At 71.6% G+C, this 15,827-nt stretch carries 19 protein-coding genes, 1 tRNA gene and 1 pseudogene; 6 read left to right on the top strand and 15 right to left on the bottom strand.

Annotation, left to right across the window (positions count from 1 at the left end):
• Nucleotides 1-43: 43 nt before the first annotated feature.
• The 8 genes from JT362_RS29470 to JT362_RS29435 form a co-directional block, all read right to left on the bottom strand.
• On the bottom strand, nt 44-838 hold the full coding sequence (locus tag JT362_RS29470; protein ID WP_260195114.1) for a WXG100 family type VII secretion target: 795 nt from the start codon (nt 836-838) through the stop codon (nt 44-46).
• The gene (locus JT362_RS29465; RefSeq protein ID WP_260195113.1) at nt 835-1,140 is read right to left on the bottom strand and encodes a WXG100 family type VII secretion target; all 306 of its coding nucleotides are present in this window, start codon (nt 1,138-1,140) and stop codon (nt 835-837) included. Before JT362_RS29465 ends, JT362_RS29470 begins: the two co-directional genes overlap by 4 nt.
• Complete coding sequence (locus tag JT362_RS29460; protein ID WP_260195112.1) at nt 1,137-1,535, bottom strand: YbaB/EbfC family nucleoid-associated protein; 399 nt, start codon at nt 1,533-1,535, stop codon at nt 1,137-1,139. Before JT362_RS29460 ends, JT362_RS29465 begins: the two co-directional genes overlap by 4 nt.
• Nucleotides 1,525-2,229 carry an ESX secretion-associated protein EspG gene (locus tag JT362_RS29455; protein ID WP_260195111.1) on the bottom strand — a complete coding sequence of 235 codons (705 nt, stop codon included), beginning with the start codon at nt 2,227-2,229 and terminating at the stop codon, nt 1,525-1,527. The genes JT362_RS29460 and JT362_RS29455 overlap by 11 nt, the downstream gene beginning before the upstream one ends.
• On the bottom strand, nt 2,226-2,558 hold the full coding sequence (locus JT362_RS29450) for a hypothetical protein (RefSeq protein ID WP_260195110.1): 333 nt from the start codon (nt 2,556-2,558) through the stop codon (nt 2,226-2,228). The genes JT362_RS29455 and JT362_RS29450 overlap by 4 nt, the downstream gene beginning before the upstream one ends.
• A gap of 1 nt (nt 2,559) precedes the next feature.
• Nucleotides 2,560-3,708, bottom strand: coding sequence for a WXG100 family type VII secretion target (locus JT362_RS29445; protein WP_260195271.1), 1,149 nt, complete (start codon nt 3,706-3,708; stop codon nt 2,560-2,562).
• A gap of 26 nt (nt 3,709-3,734) precedes the next feature.
• Nucleotides 3,735-5,906 (bottom strand): XRE family transcriptional regulator, encoded by a 2,172-nt coding sequence (locus tag JT362_RS29440; protein WP_260195109.1) that lies wholly within the window; start codon nt 5,904-5,906, stop codon nt 3,735-3,737.
• 673 nt (nt 5,907-6,579) lie between these two features.
• Nucleotides 6,580-6,663: transfer RNA gene (locus tag JT362_RS29435), tRNA-Tyr, on the bottom strand.
• Nucleotides 6,664-6,803: 140 nt separating this feature from the next.
• Between JT362_RS29435 and JT362_RS29430 the strand changes: the two genes are divergently transcribed.
• Both JT362_RS29430 and rfbA read left to right on the top strand, forming a co-directional pair.
• Nucleotides 6,804-7,295: a YajQ family cyclic di-GMP-binding protein gene (locus JT362_RS29430; protein WP_260195108.1), complete on the top strand. Its 492-nt coding sequence runs from the start codon at nt 6,804-6,806 to the stop codon at nt 7,293-7,295.
• Between the two features lie 90 nt (nt 7,296-7,385).
• Entirely contained in the window at nt 7,386-8,267 is an 882-nt protein-coding gene (gene rfbA / locus JT362_RS29425) for a glucose-1-phosphate thymidylyltransferase RfbA (protein ID WP_260195107.1), read from the top strand.
• A gap of 6 nt (nt 8,268-8,273) precedes the next feature.
• Here rfbA and htpX read toward each other — a convergent pair whose 3' ends face one another.
• The 4 genes from htpX to JT362_RS29405 all read right to left on the bottom strand — a co-directional run bounded on the left by htpX (nt 8,274) and on the right by JT362_RS29405 (nt 11,712).
• Nucleotides 8,274-9,140, bottom strand: a complete 867-nt coding sequence (gene htpX, locus JT362_RS29420) for a zinc metalloprotease HtpX (protein ID WP_260195106.1) — start codon at nt 9,138-9,140, stop codon at nt 8,274-8,276.
• Between the two features lie 99 nt (nt 9,141-9,239).
• Nucleotides 9,240-10,001 carry a siderophore-interacting protein gene (locus JT362_RS29415; RefSeq protein WP_260195105.1) on the bottom strand — a complete coding sequence of 254 codons (762 nt, stop codon included), beginning with the start codon at nt 9,999-10,001 and terminating at the stop codon, nt 9,240-9,242.
• Complete coding sequence (locus JT362_RS29410; RefSeq protein ID WP_260195104.1) at nt 10,001-11,158, bottom strand: MFS transporter; 1,158 nt, start codon at nt 11,156-11,158, stop codon at nt 10,001-10,003. The genes JT362_RS29415 and JT362_RS29410 overlap by 1 nt, the downstream gene beginning before the upstream one ends.
• Nucleotides 11,155-11,712 (bottom strand): ArsR/SmtB family transcription factor, encoded by a 558-nt coding sequence (locus JT362_RS29405; protein ID WP_260195103.1) that lies wholly within the window; start codon nt 11,710-11,712, stop codon nt 11,155-11,157. Before JT362_RS29405 ends, JT362_RS29410 begins: the two co-directional genes overlap by 4 nt.
• Nucleotides 11,713-11,815: 103 nt before the next feature.
• Here JT362_RS29405 and JT362_RS29400 point away from each other — a divergent pair, with 103 nt between their 5' ends.
• Nucleotides 11,816-12,139, top strand: coding sequence for a VOC family protein (locus JT362_RS29400; protein WP_260195102.1), 324 nt, complete (start codon nt 11,816-11,818; stop codon nt 12,137-12,139).
• 47 nt (nt 12,140-12,186) lie between these two features.
• Here the strand turns inward: JT362_RS29400 and infA are convergent, their stop codons facing one another.
• The 3 genes from infA to ddaH all read right to left on the bottom strand — a co-directional run bounded on the left by infA (nt 12,187) and on the right by ddaH (nt 14,175).
• Nucleotides 12,187-12,408, bottom strand: a complete 222-nt coding sequence (infA, locus tag JT362_RS29395) for a translation initiation factor IF-1 (protein ID WP_260195101.1) — start codon at nt 12,406-12,408, stop codon at nt 12,187-12,189.
• On the bottom strand, nt 12,398-13,159 hold the full coding sequence (locus tag JT362_RS29390) for a GNAT family N-acetyltransferase (RefSeq protein WP_260195100.1): 762 nt from the start codon (nt 13,157-13,159) through the stop codon (nt 12,398-12,400). Before JT362_RS29390 ends, infA begins: the two co-directional genes overlap by 11 nt.
• 182 nt (nt 13,160-13,341) lie before the next feature.
• On the bottom strand, nt 13,342-14,175 hold the full coding sequence (ddaH, locus tag JT362_RS29385; protein WP_260195099.1) for a dimethylargininase: 834 nt from the start codon (nt 14,173-14,175) through the stop codon (nt 13,342-13,344).
• 74 nt (nt 14,176-14,249) lie between these two features.
• Between ddaH and JT362_RS29380 the strand changes: the two genes are divergently transcribed.
• From JT362_RS29380 to JT362_RS29370, 3 genes and pseudogenes are all read left to right on the top strand, one after another.
• Entirely contained in the window at nt 14,250-14,699 is a 450-nt protein-coding gene (locus tag JT362_RS29380; protein WP_260195098.1) for an Lrp/AsnC family transcriptional regulator, read from the top strand.
• 11 nt (nt 14,700-14,710) lie between these two features.
• A complete protein-coding gene (locus tag JT362_RS29375; RefSeq protein WP_260195097.1) occupies nt 14,711-15,472 on the top strand; it encodes an enoyl-CoA hydratase in 762 nt (253 codons plus the stop codon).
• Nucleotides 15,473-15,604: 132 nt separating this feature from the next.
• Nucleotides 15,605-15,827: pseudogene (locus tag JT362_RS29370) on the top strand (2-oxoacid:acceptor oxidoreductase subunit alpha); the annotation flags it as partial.

The following is a 15,827-nucleotide window of genomic DNA, read 5'->3' as shown; positions in this document are numbered from 1 at the left end:
CTCCCAGGTGATTACCCCTCAGTCGCGATCGGAGGTGTGCGCGTTACGCGGTGCTTCCCGAACCCACAACACCGGCGCGCACGCTCGCGTCGGCGGTGATGCTCTGGTGGCTGATGCTGGTCAGGGCCTGCTTGATCAGGTCGACTACGGCCAGGCCGCCCTGGACGAGCTTGAGCAGGTTCTGGCCGCTGGCCACCAGCGCGGCCAGTTTGCCGGCGATGCGCAGCGCGTACGAGACGGCGATCCCGACGCACGGGGGGATGGCTTCGACGACGCTCTGGCCGAAGGTCTCCCCCGCCCGGGCCACCGCCTGGGTCATGATCGGCACGATCTGTGAGACCGCCTCCGCGATCAGCTGGGTGACCTCGGCGATGGCCTGCGCCACCACCTGACCCGCCCCGATGATCGCGCTGCCCACGGTGTTGCTCGCCTCGCCGAGGCCGGCGACGCCGTCCGCGTGCCGTGCCGCGGAATCCCGGTACTCCGTCGCGGCCGTGCCGGACCAGTCGGACGTCTGCGCACTGGTCGAGTCCTTGTACGAGCCGGCGACGCCAGCGACGTCCCGGCCGGCGTCGCCGAAGTCCTGGGCGCCCGAGGTGATCGACGCCGACTCCCCGCCCTGGAGCTGGGTGAGCGGCTCGCCGAGGAACGACACCAGCGGCGCGAACCAGCCGAGGCCGGCCGCGGCGAGGCCGGTCAGCGGGTTGAGGGTCGAGCCGAGCAGGCCGAGTGGCGCACCCGGCACGCCGAGTCCCGGTGACACCCAGCCCTTGGCGCGCACGGCTTCGTCCGTCGCCCTCAGCTCGGCGGCGAGTTGGGCGGTGTTCGTGTCGGTCATCGGGGGTACTCCTCCGTCAGGTTGGTGGCGTTGGTCTCGTCGGTGTTCTGGTAGGCGGCGGCCGTGCGGGTCAGGCCGTCGCCCAGCTCGGCCACCGAGGACGACGCGTCGGTGATCGTGTTCGCCACCCGGGCCATGGCGTCCTGCACGCCGGCCGCGAGGAACCGGGCGAACACCCCGAGCGCGAGGTCGGTGAGGCCGCTCGGCAGCCGCCCGCCGATCGCGGACAGCTCGTCGGCGACGTCACCGACGTTGCCCGCGTGGCCCCGCAGCTGGTCCAGGTCGACGTCGAAGTGCGTCATCGGGTGACCTCCGGGTTGGCGAAGTAGTCGTCCTCGTCACGGTTCCTCGGCGCCGGCGCGCCGGCCGGCAGGTGCTGCCTGATCACCTCGAGCGCGGGACCCTCGCCGAAGAACTCGGCCGAGATGCCGGCGACGCGCGCACCGGCGGCGTGCCGGGCCCTGCGCGTGGTGTCGACGATGAGCCGGGACAGCTCGTCGGACTCGAGGGCGCGGGCGGCTGGCGTGAGCGTCAGGTCCTCGAGCACGCCGCTCGCGCCGACCCTCACCTCGACCTCACCTCGGGGCGAGGACGCCGTGCCGCCCACCTGCCGCAGGCGCGCACCGGCCTCCTCGGCGCGCGCGGCGATCTCGCTGATCCGCTTGTCGTACTGCGCGAGCCACTGTTCAGTATCCATCTCGTTCCCTTCTGGCGATCATCGACAGGTTGTCGAGCGTGTGCCGCAGTTCGTTGTGCCGCAAGGCATTGACGCTGGTCCAGCCGTCGTCGGCGCGATGCACCCGCAGCCGGCCGCGTGGACCGTCCAACCAGGACAGTCCGGTTCCGGACCGGCCGGCGTCGCGGCGGGACGCGCCGAGTTGTCCGGCGCCGGTCAGTTCGGGGAGCAACCGGCCGAGCTCGTCGAGCACCTCGGGGTCGGGGTCGTCCGGCGGCAGCGTGACCGGCATGGTGGTGGCCGTTCCGACCTCGGGCACCAGCCCGGCCAGCTCGTCGGCCAGCGCGTGCTGGGCGATCCGCCGGACCAGCACGCCGTTCTCCGCCAGGTCGCCGGTCAGCGGCTGGCGGCAGAACAGCGCCCAGGACCGGTAGACCAGCGCCACCACACCGACCGCCGTGCCGGGGCCGGCCAGCACCAGGTCGACCGTGCCCCGGTGCTCCCGCAACGCCGTGACCACCTCGGCCGCGACGCCGAGCGGCCCGCGTTCGCCGGCCAGCCCGCGCGCTCGCAGGGTCATGCCGGCGCCGGCCAGCAGCACCTCCCGCTCCCCCGCGATCCGGCCGAACTCCGGCACCCGCAACGGAAACGGGAACCGGACGCCGGCGTGCGCGGCGAGCAGGTCCAGCTCGACGAGCCCGAAGCGGGTGGTCACTCCGCGCGCTCCTCGCCGGAGAGCTCCCACGCGACGTCGCGGTCGCCGTCCTGGTACCGGTGCACGGTGGCCCGCAGCGCCTGGTGGTAGCTGGCCAGTTCCGTGTCGGCGGCGCTGACCTCGCCGGTGAGCCCGGTCGGGCCGGCCGCCTCCCGCAGCCGCGCCGCCAGGTGCAGCGCGGGCGGCGCGGTGCCGAGCAACGGCCGGTGCTCGGCCAGCCGCTCCGCCGAGGACACCAGCCCGTTCGTCTGGTCCCCGATCCCGGTCAGCGCCTTGACCTGCGCGAACAGCTCGTCGGCCAGGACCTCGAAGCCGTGCGGGGGTGACATGTCAGAGGCCAACGTTGCGCTCCCGGTCGGTCACGTCCCCGATCACCGGGGCGCTCGTGCGCTCGTCCAGCGTGAACAGGCCGCTGTCCACGTGGGGCAGGCGGTTGTGGTGGGGTTTGTCCTCGTCGTCGCCGTTCCTGGGGACCATGCCGGGTGACATGAAGCCGCCGGGGCCCATCGCGCGCCGGGCGCCCGGGTCGGCGAGCGGACCGCCGCCCAGCACGCCCCGCACGGGCCCGGGGCCGGCTCCCACCAGCCCACCCGGACCCGGCGGGGCGCCCCCGACGAGCCGGTCCCACGCCACACCGCCCGTCGCGCCCCCGCCGAGTCCGCCGATCCCGCCGAGCGCACCCGTGGACGCCGCGGCCCCGCTGGTCGTCGTCGTCCCGTCCGGCCCGTCCACCTGGTACGTCCTGGACGTGGTGGCGTCGGGCCGCGCCGGCACCACGTGCCGGACGCTGTCCCGCAGGCTCGCCTCGTAGCGTTGCATCACGGCCACCGCCTCGGCCTTCGACGCACCCGCCACCGCGTCGGCGGTGAACACCCGGGCGCCGCCGACGATCACCGCCTGGAGGGGCGGCAGCGGTCCGGCGCCGACCGCGCTCGTCATCAGCGTCATCGGATCGGGTGGCGGCGGTGGCATGGTGTTCCTGGCGTGGGCCAGCGCGTCACCGGCGTCGGCGGCCGCCTTCTGCACCGTGCCCGCCCTGGCCCCGGCGTTCCAGATCTTGTCGGACAGTTCCGCGAGCCGGCCCGCGGCGAGTTCGGCCGCGCGGCCCTGCCAGTGCGACCGCAGCGTGGTCGCCTCCCGGCGCAACGCGTCGGCGAAGCCGGTCAGCTCGGCGCTGTGCCGCCCCCACTCGGCGGCCACCGTGCCGACGTCGCCGACGTCGGCGTCCTCCCACAGCATCCGGTACAGCTGTTCGTGGCTGTAGGCGTTCCAGTTCGTACCGCCCGGCGGGGCGGGCGAACCGAGGAACTCCGCCCACACGCTGTCCAGCGCGTCGGTCAGGGTCTGGGCGAGCGTCCCGAGCGGCCCGTCCGGACTCAGGACGGAGGTGACCGCGCTCGTTAGGTCGTCGACGGTTTCGAACACACCGAGGACGGTGGCGTGGACCGGTGGCGCCGACCAGGACTTGGCACCGGACATCTGTGTCCGGTAGAGAAAACCGCAGGTCAGGCCGTGTCGGCCAGGTGGGTCTGGAGGCGGGCGTGCCGGAACTGGTAGACCGCGCCGACCTGCCGCAGCACGCCGCGCCGGTACGCGTCGTCGAGGAACGCGGACACCGCCCAGGGCAGCCGCCCGGTCAGCGGCAGCCAGATCCGCGCGAACACCACCCACTGCCCCCACGCGGTCAGGCTGGTCCCGATCGCCAACCCGATCACCGGGCTGATCACGACGACGAGCGGAATCGCCAACGGATGCAGGTCCCCGACCAGGAACGCGATCACCAGCAGGTACGCGGTCCCGAGTACGAGCCCGCCGCCGAGGAACTGGACCACCACGGTCTTCCGGTTGGTCCGCAGCAGGTCGGCCGGCCGCACGACGGACCTGATGTCGACCGGGGCCTCGAAAACGGCCATCAGGCCCCACCCGAGGCCGGCCAGCGCCCCCAGTCCGACCCCGGTCCCGAACGCGCCGAGGAACCCGAACCCGACGAGGCCCAGGGGGTCGAGTCCGGCGGCACCCGCGGCCCCCAGCACCAGCCCGAGACCGACGCCGCCCGCCGTCCCGGCCGCGAGCCGGGGCACGAACGTCGACCGCAGCTGCCGCGCGCCGCCCCTGGCCCGCAGCCGGACCCGCGACGGCTCGAACGCCCCGCCGCCGAGGGTGATCCCGGCGCCGTGCACGAGTCCGAGCGCCAGCCCGAACGCGGTCCAGTTGCCGAAGAAGGCGACGAGCCCGATGGTCCAGCTCCCGCCGAGGAGCGTGTTCACCGTTCCGAGCAGGGGTCCGGTGGCCAGCCCGACGGCCAACCCGGACACGAGCCCGACGACGAGCGCGCGGAAGCGTCGGCGCATCCCGCCGCCCAGGTGCCACCAGGCCAGGTCGTGGGTGCCGAGCCGGTCGAGGTGCCGGGCGAGGTACCCGAGCCAGCCGCGGGTGCGGTCCGGGTCCCAGCGCGGGTTTCGGTAGACGGTGGGGACGAAGGTGGCGAGCAGGTGGTCCTCGAGCGCGTACTGGCTGCCGAACCGGGCGGTGTCGAGGAGTTCGGCCGGGTTCCCGGCGGCGGGGTCGCTGTAGATGGTGCGGGCGAGGCTCACCATCAGCGGGGTGGTCAGCACCGCGCGGAGGTTGACGGCGGCCGGGCGCTCGGGATGGTCGCGCAGCTCGTCCAGGACCGGGTTCCAGACGTTCGCGCGGGTGGTGCGCGGGAGGTAGTCGACCAGGTCGGTGACGGTGAGGTCGGTCAGCCGCACGGCCGCCGCCGCGGTGAGCGCGTCGACACCGGCGACGGCCGCGTACTCGCCGGGCCGGCTGGTCAGCAGCAGGGGCATGGTGGTGACGTTGAGCGCGTCCAGGGCGGCCCGGTGCAGGCCGGCCGCGAGCTCGTCGAACCCGTCCAGCACCGGGAGGATGAGGCCGGCCTCGACCAGCGCGTCGGCCAGGTTCGTTCCGTCCGCACCGGTGGCGGCGAGCCCCGGATGATCGCGGATCAGCTGACCCGCGAGCCACTCCCGAAGCCCGGTCCGAGTCGGATCCCACGACCCGAGACCGAAGACGACCGGCACCGCGTCGCCCCGGGTGCGGGTCCGCAACAGATCGAGAACGAACCGCACGGCGAGTACGGACTTGCCCGAGCCGGCACGCCCGAGCACCACGAGCCGCCCGGACGGAACCCGCCGGTATACGTCGGCGATCTCCGGCAGGCGCCCGTCCAGGTCCAGGGCTGCCGCCGTCGCGCCGGGTGGCGTGCGGCAGATGTTCTCCCAGTGGTCCATGACGTTGTCGGGCGCGAGCTGCCAGCGGACCGGGAGCGGGGTGGGGTCCTGGATCCGGCGTTGCTCCTCGTCCTCGCGAAGGGGTTTGCGGACCGCGTGCGCGAGCTCGTCACAGGCGTCCGCCAGCCTCCGCTCGAACGCCGACTCCGGCCGGTTCGCGTTCACCGCCGGTTCCGCCACCACACGCCCGTCAGCCGCGGCGAGCAGCCGGGCCCGGTCGTCCTGGTCGAGGTTCAGCGCGTCGCCGAGCAGCCGCACGGTGTCGAGCTGCGGGTTGGCACTGGCGCCGGTCTCCAGTCGCCGAACGGTCCGCACCGACAGGCCGGTGCGTTCCGCCAGCTCCTCCTGCGTCAACCCCGCCCGCCGCCGCGACCCCCGAAGCAGCCCACCGAACTGGCCAGTCACACGCCGCACCCTATCCAGCGCGAACAGCCACCGGGCCGTGTTGGTGAGAGTCGCGATGCGGCTACGCGCGCTTGCCAAGACCAGGCAGGCCACCGCTCACGGTCCAGACGCTGCCACCGCGGGAAGCCTTTCGCGCTTTGCCCTTCGGCTTTCGCGTGGGCCTCGGCTTCGCATCCGGTTTGACTAGTTTGATTCGCGCGTGCGACTTCGGAGCGGGATTCCGCTTTCGCGTGGCCTCCCGGTCGTACGATCGGGCGATCATCAGGGCCTGCTCTTTTGTACGAGCACCCGTAACCCTCCAGAGCAGGCGTAGGAGTGTGTCCCTGTATGCGCTCGCCGCGGCTCCAGTGGCCCGGCGATACTCCTTGTATTCCCGGTACACCTTGAGCACGTCGTGCTTGTGTCGCTCGAAGCCATTCGTCCCCACGAAACCACCTCTCACAGGTATTCGTGGGGATGTGGCGTTCTGTTTCAATCCCAGCGGACCTGAGCCGTGCACCTCAGCCTGTGACGGTGGGTACTTGGAACCAAGGCACCCAGGTGACACGCGACCATCCTCGGGCAAGACAGTTATGGCCCTGAGCGCAACTCGCACCCAAGGCCATACCAAAGGATCAACTTCTCGTCTGGCTGTTGATCTCGTCTTCAGTTGTCCTGCCTGGTCGGACCAGGCTGGTGGCGGGTGAAGGGTTCGAACCTTCGTAGCTTTCGCGACAGATTTACAGTCTGCTCCCTTTGACCGCTCGGGCAACCCGCCGGTGACCGGTCGGAACCGGACGGGCGAAACCATACCCAACGGTGTCGGGCGGTCGCCAACCGGTATCCCGCCGACGCTCGGCGGGCGGCGGTAGCATCCCGGTGGGGAGGTCCAGGCTTCTAGGTGGAGGTGCGTGTCAGGTGGCGGACCCGTCGTTCGACGTGGTGAGCAAGGTGGACCGGCAGGAGGTCGACAACGCGCTCAACCAGGCGGCCAAGGAGCTGTCCACGCGCTTCGACTTCCGGGGAACCGGAGCCTCGGTGAAGTGGGCCGGCGAGGAGGCCGTCACCATCGAGGCGGAGACCGAGGAGCGGTGCCGGGCCGCGATCGAGGTGTTCAAGGACAAGCTGATCAAGCGGAACATCTCGCTGAAGGCCTTCGACGTGGGTGATCCCACCCCTTCCGGGAAGGTGCACAAGGTCACCGGGACCATCGTGCAGGGCATCGCCTCCGACAAGGCGAAGGAGATCGCGAAGAAGATCCGGGACGAGGCGCCCAAGGGCGTGCAGGCGCAGATCCAGGGCGACCAGCTCCGCGTCTCCGGCAAGAAGAAGGACCACCTGCAGGACGCCATCGCCCTGCTCAAGGAGTCCGACTTCGGGATCGCGCTCCAGTTCACCAACTACCGCTGATCGGCGGCTCGAAGGCGGCGGCGGACGACCACGACACCCGGCTACGGTGTTCGAGGTCCCACGTAGTCGAGTGACGGGTTGAGAACGCTGATGAAGGGCATCATCCTCGCGGGGGGAAGCGGCACCCGGCTGCACCCGATCACGCAGGCCGTCTCCAAGCAACTCCTGCCGGTCTACGACAAGCCGATGATCTACTACCCGATGTCGGTCCTCATGCTGGCCGGCATCCGGGACATCCTGATCATCTCCACCCCCAACGACCTGCCGAACTTCCGGCGGCTGCTCGGGGACGGACACCAGTTCGGCATCTCGCTGAGCTACGCCGAGCAGCCGCAGCCGAACGGGCTGGCCGAGGCGTTCATCATCGGCGAGGACTTCGTCGGGGACGACGACGTCGCGCTCGTGCTGGGGGACAACATCTTCTTCGGGGCGGACTTCTCCGCCCTGATGGCCGACTACGTGCACGGGATGGACGGGGCCGTGCTCTTCGGCTACCCCGTCAAGGACCCGCAGCGGTACGGGGTCGGCGAGGTCGACGCCGACGGCACGCTCATCTCCATCGAGGAGAAGCCGGCCGAGCCCAAGTCGAACCGGGCGATCACCGGGCTCTACTTCTACGACAACGACGTGGTCAAGATCGCGAAGTCGCTGGAGCCGTCGCCGCGGGGCGAGCTGGAGATCACCGACGTCAACATGCACTACCTGCGTCAGGGGCGCGCGCGGCTGCTCGACCTCGGGCGCGGGTTCGCCTGGCTGGACACGGGCACGCACGACTCGCTGCTGGAGGCGGGGCAGTTCGTGCAGGTGCTCGAACACCGGACCGGCGTGCGGATCGCCTGCCTCGAGGAGATCGCGCTCGAGCGGGGGTTCATCGACGCCGACCAGTGCCTCGAACTCGGCCGGAAGCTCGCCAAGTCGGGTTACGGGGAGTACGTCATGTCCATCGCGCGCGCGGCGGGGGCCACCGGCTAGACCCGGCTAGAAGCCCTGGCGGCGGGCCATCTCCTCCAGGCGGCGGATGCGGTCGGCGATCGGCGGGTGCGTGGAGAACATCCTGGCCGCACGCTCCCCGGGGCGGAACGGGTTGGCGATCATCAGGTGCGACTGGGACACGACCCTCGGCTCGGGCGCCAGCGGCGCCACCCGGGTGCCGTACTCCAGTTTGCGCAGCGCCGACGCCAGGCCGATCGGGTCGCCGGTCAGCTCCGCGCCGGACTGGTCGGCCTGGTACTCCCGCGACCGGCTGACCGCCATCTGCACGATGCCGGCCGCGACCGGGCCGAGCAGCGCCAGCAGCAGCATCGCGATCGGGTTCGGGCGGTCCTCGTCGGAGCCGCCGAACAGGCCGGCGAACATCGCCAGGTTGGCCAGGACGCTGACCACGCTGGCCAGGGCGCCCGCGACGCAGGAGATCAGGATGTCGCGGTTGTAGACGTGGGACAGCTCGTGCCCGAGCACCGCGCGCAGCTCACGCTGGTCGAGCAGGTCCAGGATGCCGGTGGTGCAGCACACCGCCGCGTTGCGCGGGTTGCGGCCGGTGGCGAACGCGTTCGGGGCCTGGGTCGGGCTCACGTACAGCCTCGGCATCGGCTGCCGGGCCGAGGTCGCCAGCTCGCGCACGATCCGGTACATCTCCGGCTGCTCGGCCTGGGACACCGGCCTCGCCCGCATGGCCCGCAGCGCCAGCTTGTCGGAGTTGAAGTAGGCGTAGCCGTTCATCAGCAGCGCGAGGCCAAGTCCGATGAACAGCGCGGTGCGGCCGAACAGCGAGCTGATCAGGATGATCAGCGCGCTCATGCCGCCGAGCAGCAGCGCGGTCTTCAACCCGTTGTAGTGCCTGTGCACTTCCGGCGCTCCTCCACCAACTCCTGTGACTGTCGTGGACTCCTCGCCGTACAACGTCGTTCCGGGCACCTGAGTTCCGATTCGCGTCGAATGCGCAGGTCAGCTGCCGGGGGCGCCGCGCCGCCAGTAGGTGGTCGGCCGGACCTGGCGGCGGTCGAATCCGCGCTGGTCCAGCAGGTGCGCGCGCAGTTCGACCATCGACGACCGCTCCCCCGCGAGCCAGGCGTCGACCCGGCCGTCCGGCAGCTCCGCGGCGGCGACGGCGGCGGCCAGCGAGCCGCCGTCGGCGCGGTGCGTCCAGGTGACCGGAGCGGGCAGGGGCTGCTCCTCGGCGGCGTCCTCGACCTCGACGAACACCCTGGTCACGGCGTCGTCGGGGAGCACGTCGAGGATGGCGGCGATGGCCGGGAGCGCGGTCTCGTCCCCGGCGAGCAGGTGCCAGTCGGCGGTCGGATCGGGCTGGTAGGCGGGCGACGGGCCGACGAGGATCAGGTGGTCGCCGGGGGTGGCGCGCTTGGCCCAGTCGGAGGCCGGGCCGGGGGCGTCGTGCAGGACGAAGTCGAAGTCGAGCTCGTGGGCGGCGGGGTCGTGCCGGCGGATGGTGTACGTCCTGGTCAGCGGGCGGTTCGTGGACCACCTGGCGCGCGCGTCCTCGAGCGTCTCCGGCGGGGGGACGTCGTCGGGGTAGAAGTACAGCATCACGTTCTGGTCGGTGCCGGCGCTGACGAACCCGGCGAGCTCGTCGCCGCCGACGGTGACCCGGACCAGGCGGGGGGTGACCTGCTCGACCCGGCGCACCGGGACCCGCCAGAGGCCGGTCTCCTGCCGGCGGGAACGCCTGCGTGCGGTGTTGGTACTCATCACCGGCCATTTTCGCCGATGAGCACCAAAGCTCCGCCCACCAGGTAGCCGGCCGCCTGTACGTCGAGGATCGGCGGCCAGGTCGCGGTCCAGCCGGCGATCAGCATGCCCGCGGCCGTCCCCAGCGCGATCGCGGCGAACGCGGTGCTGGTCAACCGGCCGACCGCGGCGGGTGGCACGGCACGTTGCAGCGTCGACACCAGCCCCGTCGCCGCGACCACCGACGGCACGCCGACCAGCACGAACAACCCGACGTACACCCCGAGGCCGGCGCCGAACCCGTGGGCGTGCCAGCCCACCGCGGACACGACACCGAACGTGACCGCTCCCCACCCGTACATCTGCGTGGGTGACACCCGCCTGGCCAGTACCGCGATCCCCAGCCCGGCCAGGAGCCCACCGACCGCCTGCACCCCACGCAGCAGCCCCACCCCCTCCGGCCCGGCCCGCAGCACGTCGAGCACGAACGGAACGAACAGCACCAGGAACATGCCCTGCGCCGCGGCCATCAGCACCATGGCCGCGCCGACCACCCACAGCCGCCGGTTCCGCCGGATCAGGTTCAGCCCGTCGAGCCACTCCCGCACGGCCGGTCGGCGATCGGCCGGCGCACGGCCACGGTCGCCGAACGGCACCACCAGCGCGCCCGCCGCGGCCAGCAGCACGACCACGTACCCGCCGACCACCAACCCGATGCCGCCGAGCGCGAACAGCAGGCCGCCCAGCCAGGCCCCGGCGAGCCGGGCGACGTTGCCGGCGGAGGCGAGCATCCCGTTGGCGGCGGTGACCCGCTCCGGGGCGACGAGCGCGGGCACGAGCGCGGTGCGGGCGGGTTCGAACACGGCGGCGAGCGCGGCCTGCGCCGCCATCACGAGGTACCAGCCGGCGCCGTCGACCACCAGCAGCGGCAGCGCGACCACGGCCTGGCCGAGGCAGACGAGCAGGAGCAGCAGACGCCGGTCGGCGCGGTCGGCGAGCACTCCGGCGACCGGGCTGAGCACGACGGCCGGAACCATCCCGACGATCATCATGGCGGCGGTGGAGGCGGCCGAGCCGGTGCTCTGGTAGACGAGGACCGGCAACGCGACCTGGAGCATCCACTCGCCGGTCTCGGAGCAGAACGCGGCTGTCCACAGGCGGGCGAAGCTCCGGTTCACGCCCGATCCAGGCGGCGGAAGGCGCGGAGCCCGAGGTGGACGGCCCGCGCGTCGTCCGGCGGCGCGGTACGCACGGTGGCGACGTAGGGCCGGACCAGCTCGTCGATCCGGGCGACCAGCTGGCGCAGTTCGTCGGCGGTGATCGTGAGGCCGTAGGTGTCCAGGGCGCCCGCGTCGCGCCACTCGGGCTCGAGTTCGTCGGCGCGGTCGAGGAAGCGCTGGGTGAGGGTGGCCTCCTCGTTGAGCGCGTTGGCGAGGATCGCGCGCCGCGCCGCGTTGGTCGTCGGATCCGCGGCCGGCTCCCCCAGCTCGAGCCCGACGACCGCGGACCGCCATGGCCGCTCCCGTCCGCCGCGCTCGCCGGCCTCCTCGACGAGTCCGAACCGGGCGAGCTGGCGCAGGTGCCAGCTGCAGTTGGAGGCCGTCGACCCGACCGCCTCGGCGCACTCGCTGGCGGTGCGCGGTCCCACGGCCATGAGGTGGCGCAGCAGCGCGGCGCGCAGGGGGTGGGCGAGCGCGCCCATGAGTTCGCTGTCGGTGACGCGGTGTCGCATGATATGAAAGTATCCTTTCGAAAGGTTCCTTTCAAGAGCTTCCGATGAGTTCCGGTCGCGGCAACGGTCTACTTTCTCGGGACGATCGAGAGGAGCCGAGGACGTGGACCTGTACAGCGTCATGGGCGTGAGTGACCGGGCCAGGGCACTGGAGTGGTACGGAGCGTTCTTCGGGCGCCCGGCCGACGAGGTCATCGGCGAGGAACACCTGTGGCAGATCGGCGAGAACGCCTGGATCGTGGTCGATCATCGGGGCGATCGGGCGGGCGGGGCGATGGTCACCCTTGGCGTGACCGACCTCGACGACATCCTGGCCCGCCTCGCCGCGCACGGGATCGAGCACGAGGCGGTGGAGACCTATCCCAACGGCGTGCGGCACGTCGTCGTGCTGGATCCGGACGGCAACAGCCTGTCGCTGGCCGGGTAGCGGGCCGTTCCCGCGGCGGACCGCCGACGGGAACGGCCTTCCGTGCCTCAGGTCCGGTAGCGGAACAGGATTCGGCCCCGGTTCAGGTCGTACGGGCTCAGCTCGACCAGGACGCGGTCGTACGGCAGGATCTTGATGTAGTTCTTCCTGATCTTGCCGCTGACGTGGGCGAGCACGTGGTGCCCGTTCGCCAGCTCGACCGTGAACCGGGCGTCACGCAGGCACTCGACGACGGTTCCCTCCACCTCGATCCCGCCCTTACCGGCCATGGCGCACCAGCTCCAGGGTGCTGTTCGTCCGCCGGGCACCGATGCCATCGAACAGTGCCGTCGCCGCCTCGTTGGTCTCCTTCACCTCGGCCGACGCCGTCTCGATCCCCGCCCGGTGCAGGACGCCGAGCGCGTCGGCCAGCAGCGCGCGGGCGATGCCCCGGCGGCGCCGGTCGGCGCGGACGGCGACCAGGCCGATCCGGGGCAGACGGGTCACCTGGGCCACTCGGATCAGGCCCACGTACTCGCCGTCCTCGACGGCCACGGCGTACTTCGCCGGGTCGTCGGGCGGCCGGACCAGCACCTCGGCCGGCATCTCCGCCCAGCCGACGGTCGCGTCGACCTCGGCGCGGACGACGCGGTCCAGCTCGCGCAGCGGATCGGCTTCGGCGGGCACGATCGTGACCGGGCGAGCCGGGCCGGTGACGCGCGGATCGGTGGGCACGGCGTACTCCCACTCGCGCCGCCGGATCGTGAACCCGGCCTGTCGCCAGGCGGCCAGCGTTTCGTCGTCGGTCTCGTCGACCACGGTGTGCAGCGGTTCCGGCAGGGCGGCGAGCATCGCGTGGGCGAGCTGGTCGAAGACGGAGCGGTGCCAGGCGTCGACGCTGAGGAAGACCCGGCCGTCGGGACGGGTGGTGGTCTCGGCGCGGCCGGTCACCCGGCCGTCGTCCAGCGCGTGCCACAGTCCCGGCTCGACGCGGGTGATCTCCACCGCGGGTTCGCCCGCGGTGAAGCGCGAAGTGTTCATGGGTGGTTGCCTTTCGGGAGTGCCTGCTCGAGGTACTCCCGGCAACCCCTACGTCAGTCGCCCGACCGTGACGACGAGGGGAGCACCCACATCGAAACAGCGTTCATGGGTCTCACCTCCGGGCGTCGAGTCACGGTCGCCGGAACCGTAGGGGCGCGCCGACGTTCCGTCCACCGATTTGTTCAGCCCCGGAGTTCCATCGTGCAGCACTTGGGGCCGCCGCCGGACTTTCGGAGTTCGGAGATGTCGAGGAAGGTGGGGTCGTAGCCGTGGTTGATGAGTTGGTCGGCCAGGTGGGTGGCTTCCATGGGGATCGCTACGTTGCGGCCGTCGGAGACGGCGTTGAGGCCGAGGCACTCGGCGTCGGCGGCGTTGGCGACGATCGCGTCGGGGAAGAGGCGGTAGAGGACGCGTTGGGAGCCGGGGCTGAAGGCTTCGGGGTAGTAGGCGACGTGGGCCCGGCGGTCCGACGTCGCTTCCTGGAGGACGCAGAGCGCGGTGTCCAGGTGGTAGTAGCGGGGGTCCACCAGCTGCAGGGAGATCACGGGGACGCCGAGGATCTCCTGGGCCTCGGCGTGCGCGCCGGGGTCGGTGCGGAAGCCGGTGCCGGCCAGTAGCACCTCGCCGGTCCAGGTGAAGTCGCCTTCGGCCTCGTTCGTTTTGGTCGGCATGGTCACGTCGCGGTAGCCGTGGTCGAGGAACCACCGGCGGTAGTGGTCGGCTTCGGCGGCCCGCTGGGGAGCGCGGAAGCGGGCGCCAAGCACCCGGCCGTCGATGACGGTGCCGGAGTTGGCGGCGAAGACCATGTCGGGGAGGCCCGGTTGGGGCTGGATGAACTCGACCTGATGGCCCCAGCGGCGGTAGGTGTCCGCCAGCTCGGTCCACTCCTTGACCGCCAGCTCCGTGCTCACCGGCTGGCTGGGGTCCATCCACGGGTTGATCGTGTACTCGACCGTGAAGTGCTTCGGCTCGCACATCAGGTAGCGACGCCGGGTCGGCACGCGGGCTTCCGTCATGATTCCAATGTAAGTGCGGGGTTGATCGGCGATCAATGTCGCTTTGGCACCCTCCTGCATGCAGAATGTTGCGTGTGGATGGCTTGGATCAGCGAATCATTTCGCGACTGGTTGCCGATGCCCGCTCGTCGTACTCGGAGATCGGGAAGGCGGTCGGACTCTCCGCTCCGGCGGTGAAGCGGCGGGTGGACCGGCTCCTGGACGAAGGCGTGCTGCGGGGGTTCACCGCCGTGGTCGACCCGGAGGCGTTGGGCTGGGGGACGGAGGCGTTCGTCGAGGTGCACTGCATGGGGAACGTCACTCCGGACCGGATCCGGGCTCGGCTGCTGCCGCTGCCGGAGGTGGTGGCGGCGTACAGCGTGACGGGGGCGGCGGACGCGATCGTGCACCTGCGGGCCGCGAACATCCACCACCTGGAGGACGCCTTGGAGCGGCTCCGAGCGGTGGACATGATCGACCGGACCGTCTCGACCGTGGTGCTCTCGCGGTTGCTGGAGCGGCCGCCAGCGCCCGAGGTGACCTAGAGTTCCCGGCCATGGACGACGTGCTGCTCGAGCGCCGGGACGGGGTCGCGGTGCTCACTCTCAACGTTCCCGACCGCCGCAACTCGATCACGCTGGGGATGGCCGGGCGGATGGTCGAACTGGTGCGGGAGTGTGAGCGGGACGACTCCGTGCACGCGCTCGTGGTCACCGGCGCGCCGCCCGCGTTCTGCGCGGGCGCCGATCTGACCGCGCTCGGGGAAGCCCGGGAGGAGGGGCTGCGGGCGATCTACGCCGGCTTCCTCGCGGTCGCCGACTGTGCGCTGCCGACGATCGCGGCGGTGGGGGGTGCGGCGGTCGGGGCCGGGCTGAACCTGGCACTGGCGTGTGACGTTCGACTCGTGGGCCCGGCGGCGCGGTTCGACGCGCGGTTCCTGCAGTTGGGGCTGCACCCGGGTGGCGGGATGACGTGGATGCTGCAGCGGGTCGTGGGGCCGCAGACGGCGATGGCGATGACCGTGTTCGGGCAGCGGTTCGACGGGGCCGAGGCGGTGCGGACCGGGCTGGCGTTCCGGCAGGTGGACGGGGACCACGCCGCCCTGGTCAGCGCGGCGGTCGAGCTGGCGGGACCGGCGGCGAAGGCGCCGCGTGAGTTGGTCACGACCACCAAGCGAACCCTCCGCACGACGGCGGCCTACGATCGTCACGAGGACGCGGTCGAGACCGAGCTCGTGGCGCAGCTGGCGTCCATGGACACGCCCGCCTTCGCCGAGCTGCTGGCCGCCATGCGCGAGCGCATCTCCCGGCAGGCCTGACCGTCGTCCCAGACTCTGGGAGATCTGACTGTGATGTGGGACCCGCATACCCTGGAGAACAGGGAGACCCACAACGTGCACAGCTAGGCTCGACACAGGCACGTAGCCGTGCGAGAGAGGGACCAGCACAACATGAGTTCCAGCGTGAACGGAGGAAACGGCGAGCTGGGCAGCACCCGGCCCACCCAGGTGACCAAGCTCGACCGCGTGGTGATCAGGTTTGCTGGCGACTCCGGTGACGGTATGCAGCTGACCGGTGACCGGTTCACCTCGGAGGCGGCCGCGTTCGGCAACGACCTGGCGACGCTGCCGAACTTCCCGGCCGAGATCCGCGCTCCTGCGGGCACCCTGCCGG

The sequence above is a fragment of the Actinophytocola gossypii genome (genome assembly GCF_025165815.1).
GTDB classification, from domain to species: domain Bacteria; phylum Actinomycetota; class Actinomycetes; order Mycobacteriales; family Pseudonocardiaceae; genus Actinophytocola; species Actinophytocola gossypii.
The sequence above is the reverse complement of the archived record's forward strand: the minus strand, read 5'-3'. Positions and strand labels throughout refer to the sequence as shown.

Excerpts from the sequence above, each read along its gene's own strand:
- JT362_RS29470 (WP_260195114.1), bottom strand. The coding sequence starts at position 838 with ATGACCGACACGAACACCGCCCAACTCGCCGCCGAGCTGAGGGCGACG.
- JT362_RS29465 (WP_260195113.1), bottom strand. The coding sequence starts at position 1,140 with ATGACGCACTTCGACGTCGACCTGGACCAGCTGCGGGGCCACGCGGGC.
- JT362_RS29460 (WP_260195112.1), bottom strand. The coding sequence starts at position 1,535 with ATGGATACTGAACAGTGGCTCGCGCAGTACGACAAGCGGATCAGCGAG.
- JT362_RS29450 (WP_260195110.1), bottom strand. The coding sequence starts at position 2,558 with ATGTCACCCCCGCACGGCTTCGAGGTCCTGGCCGACGAGCTGTTCGCG.
- JT362_RS29445 (WP_260195271.1), bottom strand. The coding sequence starts at position 3,708 with ATGTCCGGTGCCAAGTCCTGGTCGGCGCCACCGGTCCACGCCACCGTC.
- rfbA (WP_260195107.1), top strand. The coding sequence starts at position 7,386 with ATGAAGGGCATCATCCTCGCGGGGGGAAGCGGCACCCGGCTGCACCCG.
- JT362_RS29415 (WP_260195105.1), bottom strand. The coding sequence starts at position 10,001 with ATGAGTACCAACACCGCACGCAGGCGTTCCCGCCGGCAGGAGACCGGC.
- JT362_RS29405 (WP_260195103.1), bottom strand. The coding sequence starts at position 11,712 with ATGCGACACCGCGTCACCGACAGCGAACTCATGGGCGCGCTCGCCCAC.
- infA (WP_260195101.1), bottom strand. The coding sequence starts at position 12,408 with ATGGCCGGTAAGGGCGGGATCGAGGTGGAGGGAACCGTCGTCGAGTGC.
- JT362_RS29390 (WP_260195100.1), bottom strand. The coding sequence starts at position 13,159 with ATGAACACTTCGCGCTTCACCGCGGGCGAACCCGCGGTGGAGATCACC.
- ddaH (WP_260195099.1), bottom strand. The coding sequence starts at position 14,175 with ATGACGGAAGCCCGCGTGCCGACCCGGCGTCGCTACCTGATGTGCGAG.
- JT362_RS29375 (WP_260195097.1), top strand. The coding sequence starts at position 14,711 with ATGGACGACGTGCTGCTCGAGCGCCGGGACGGGGTCGCGGTGCTCACT.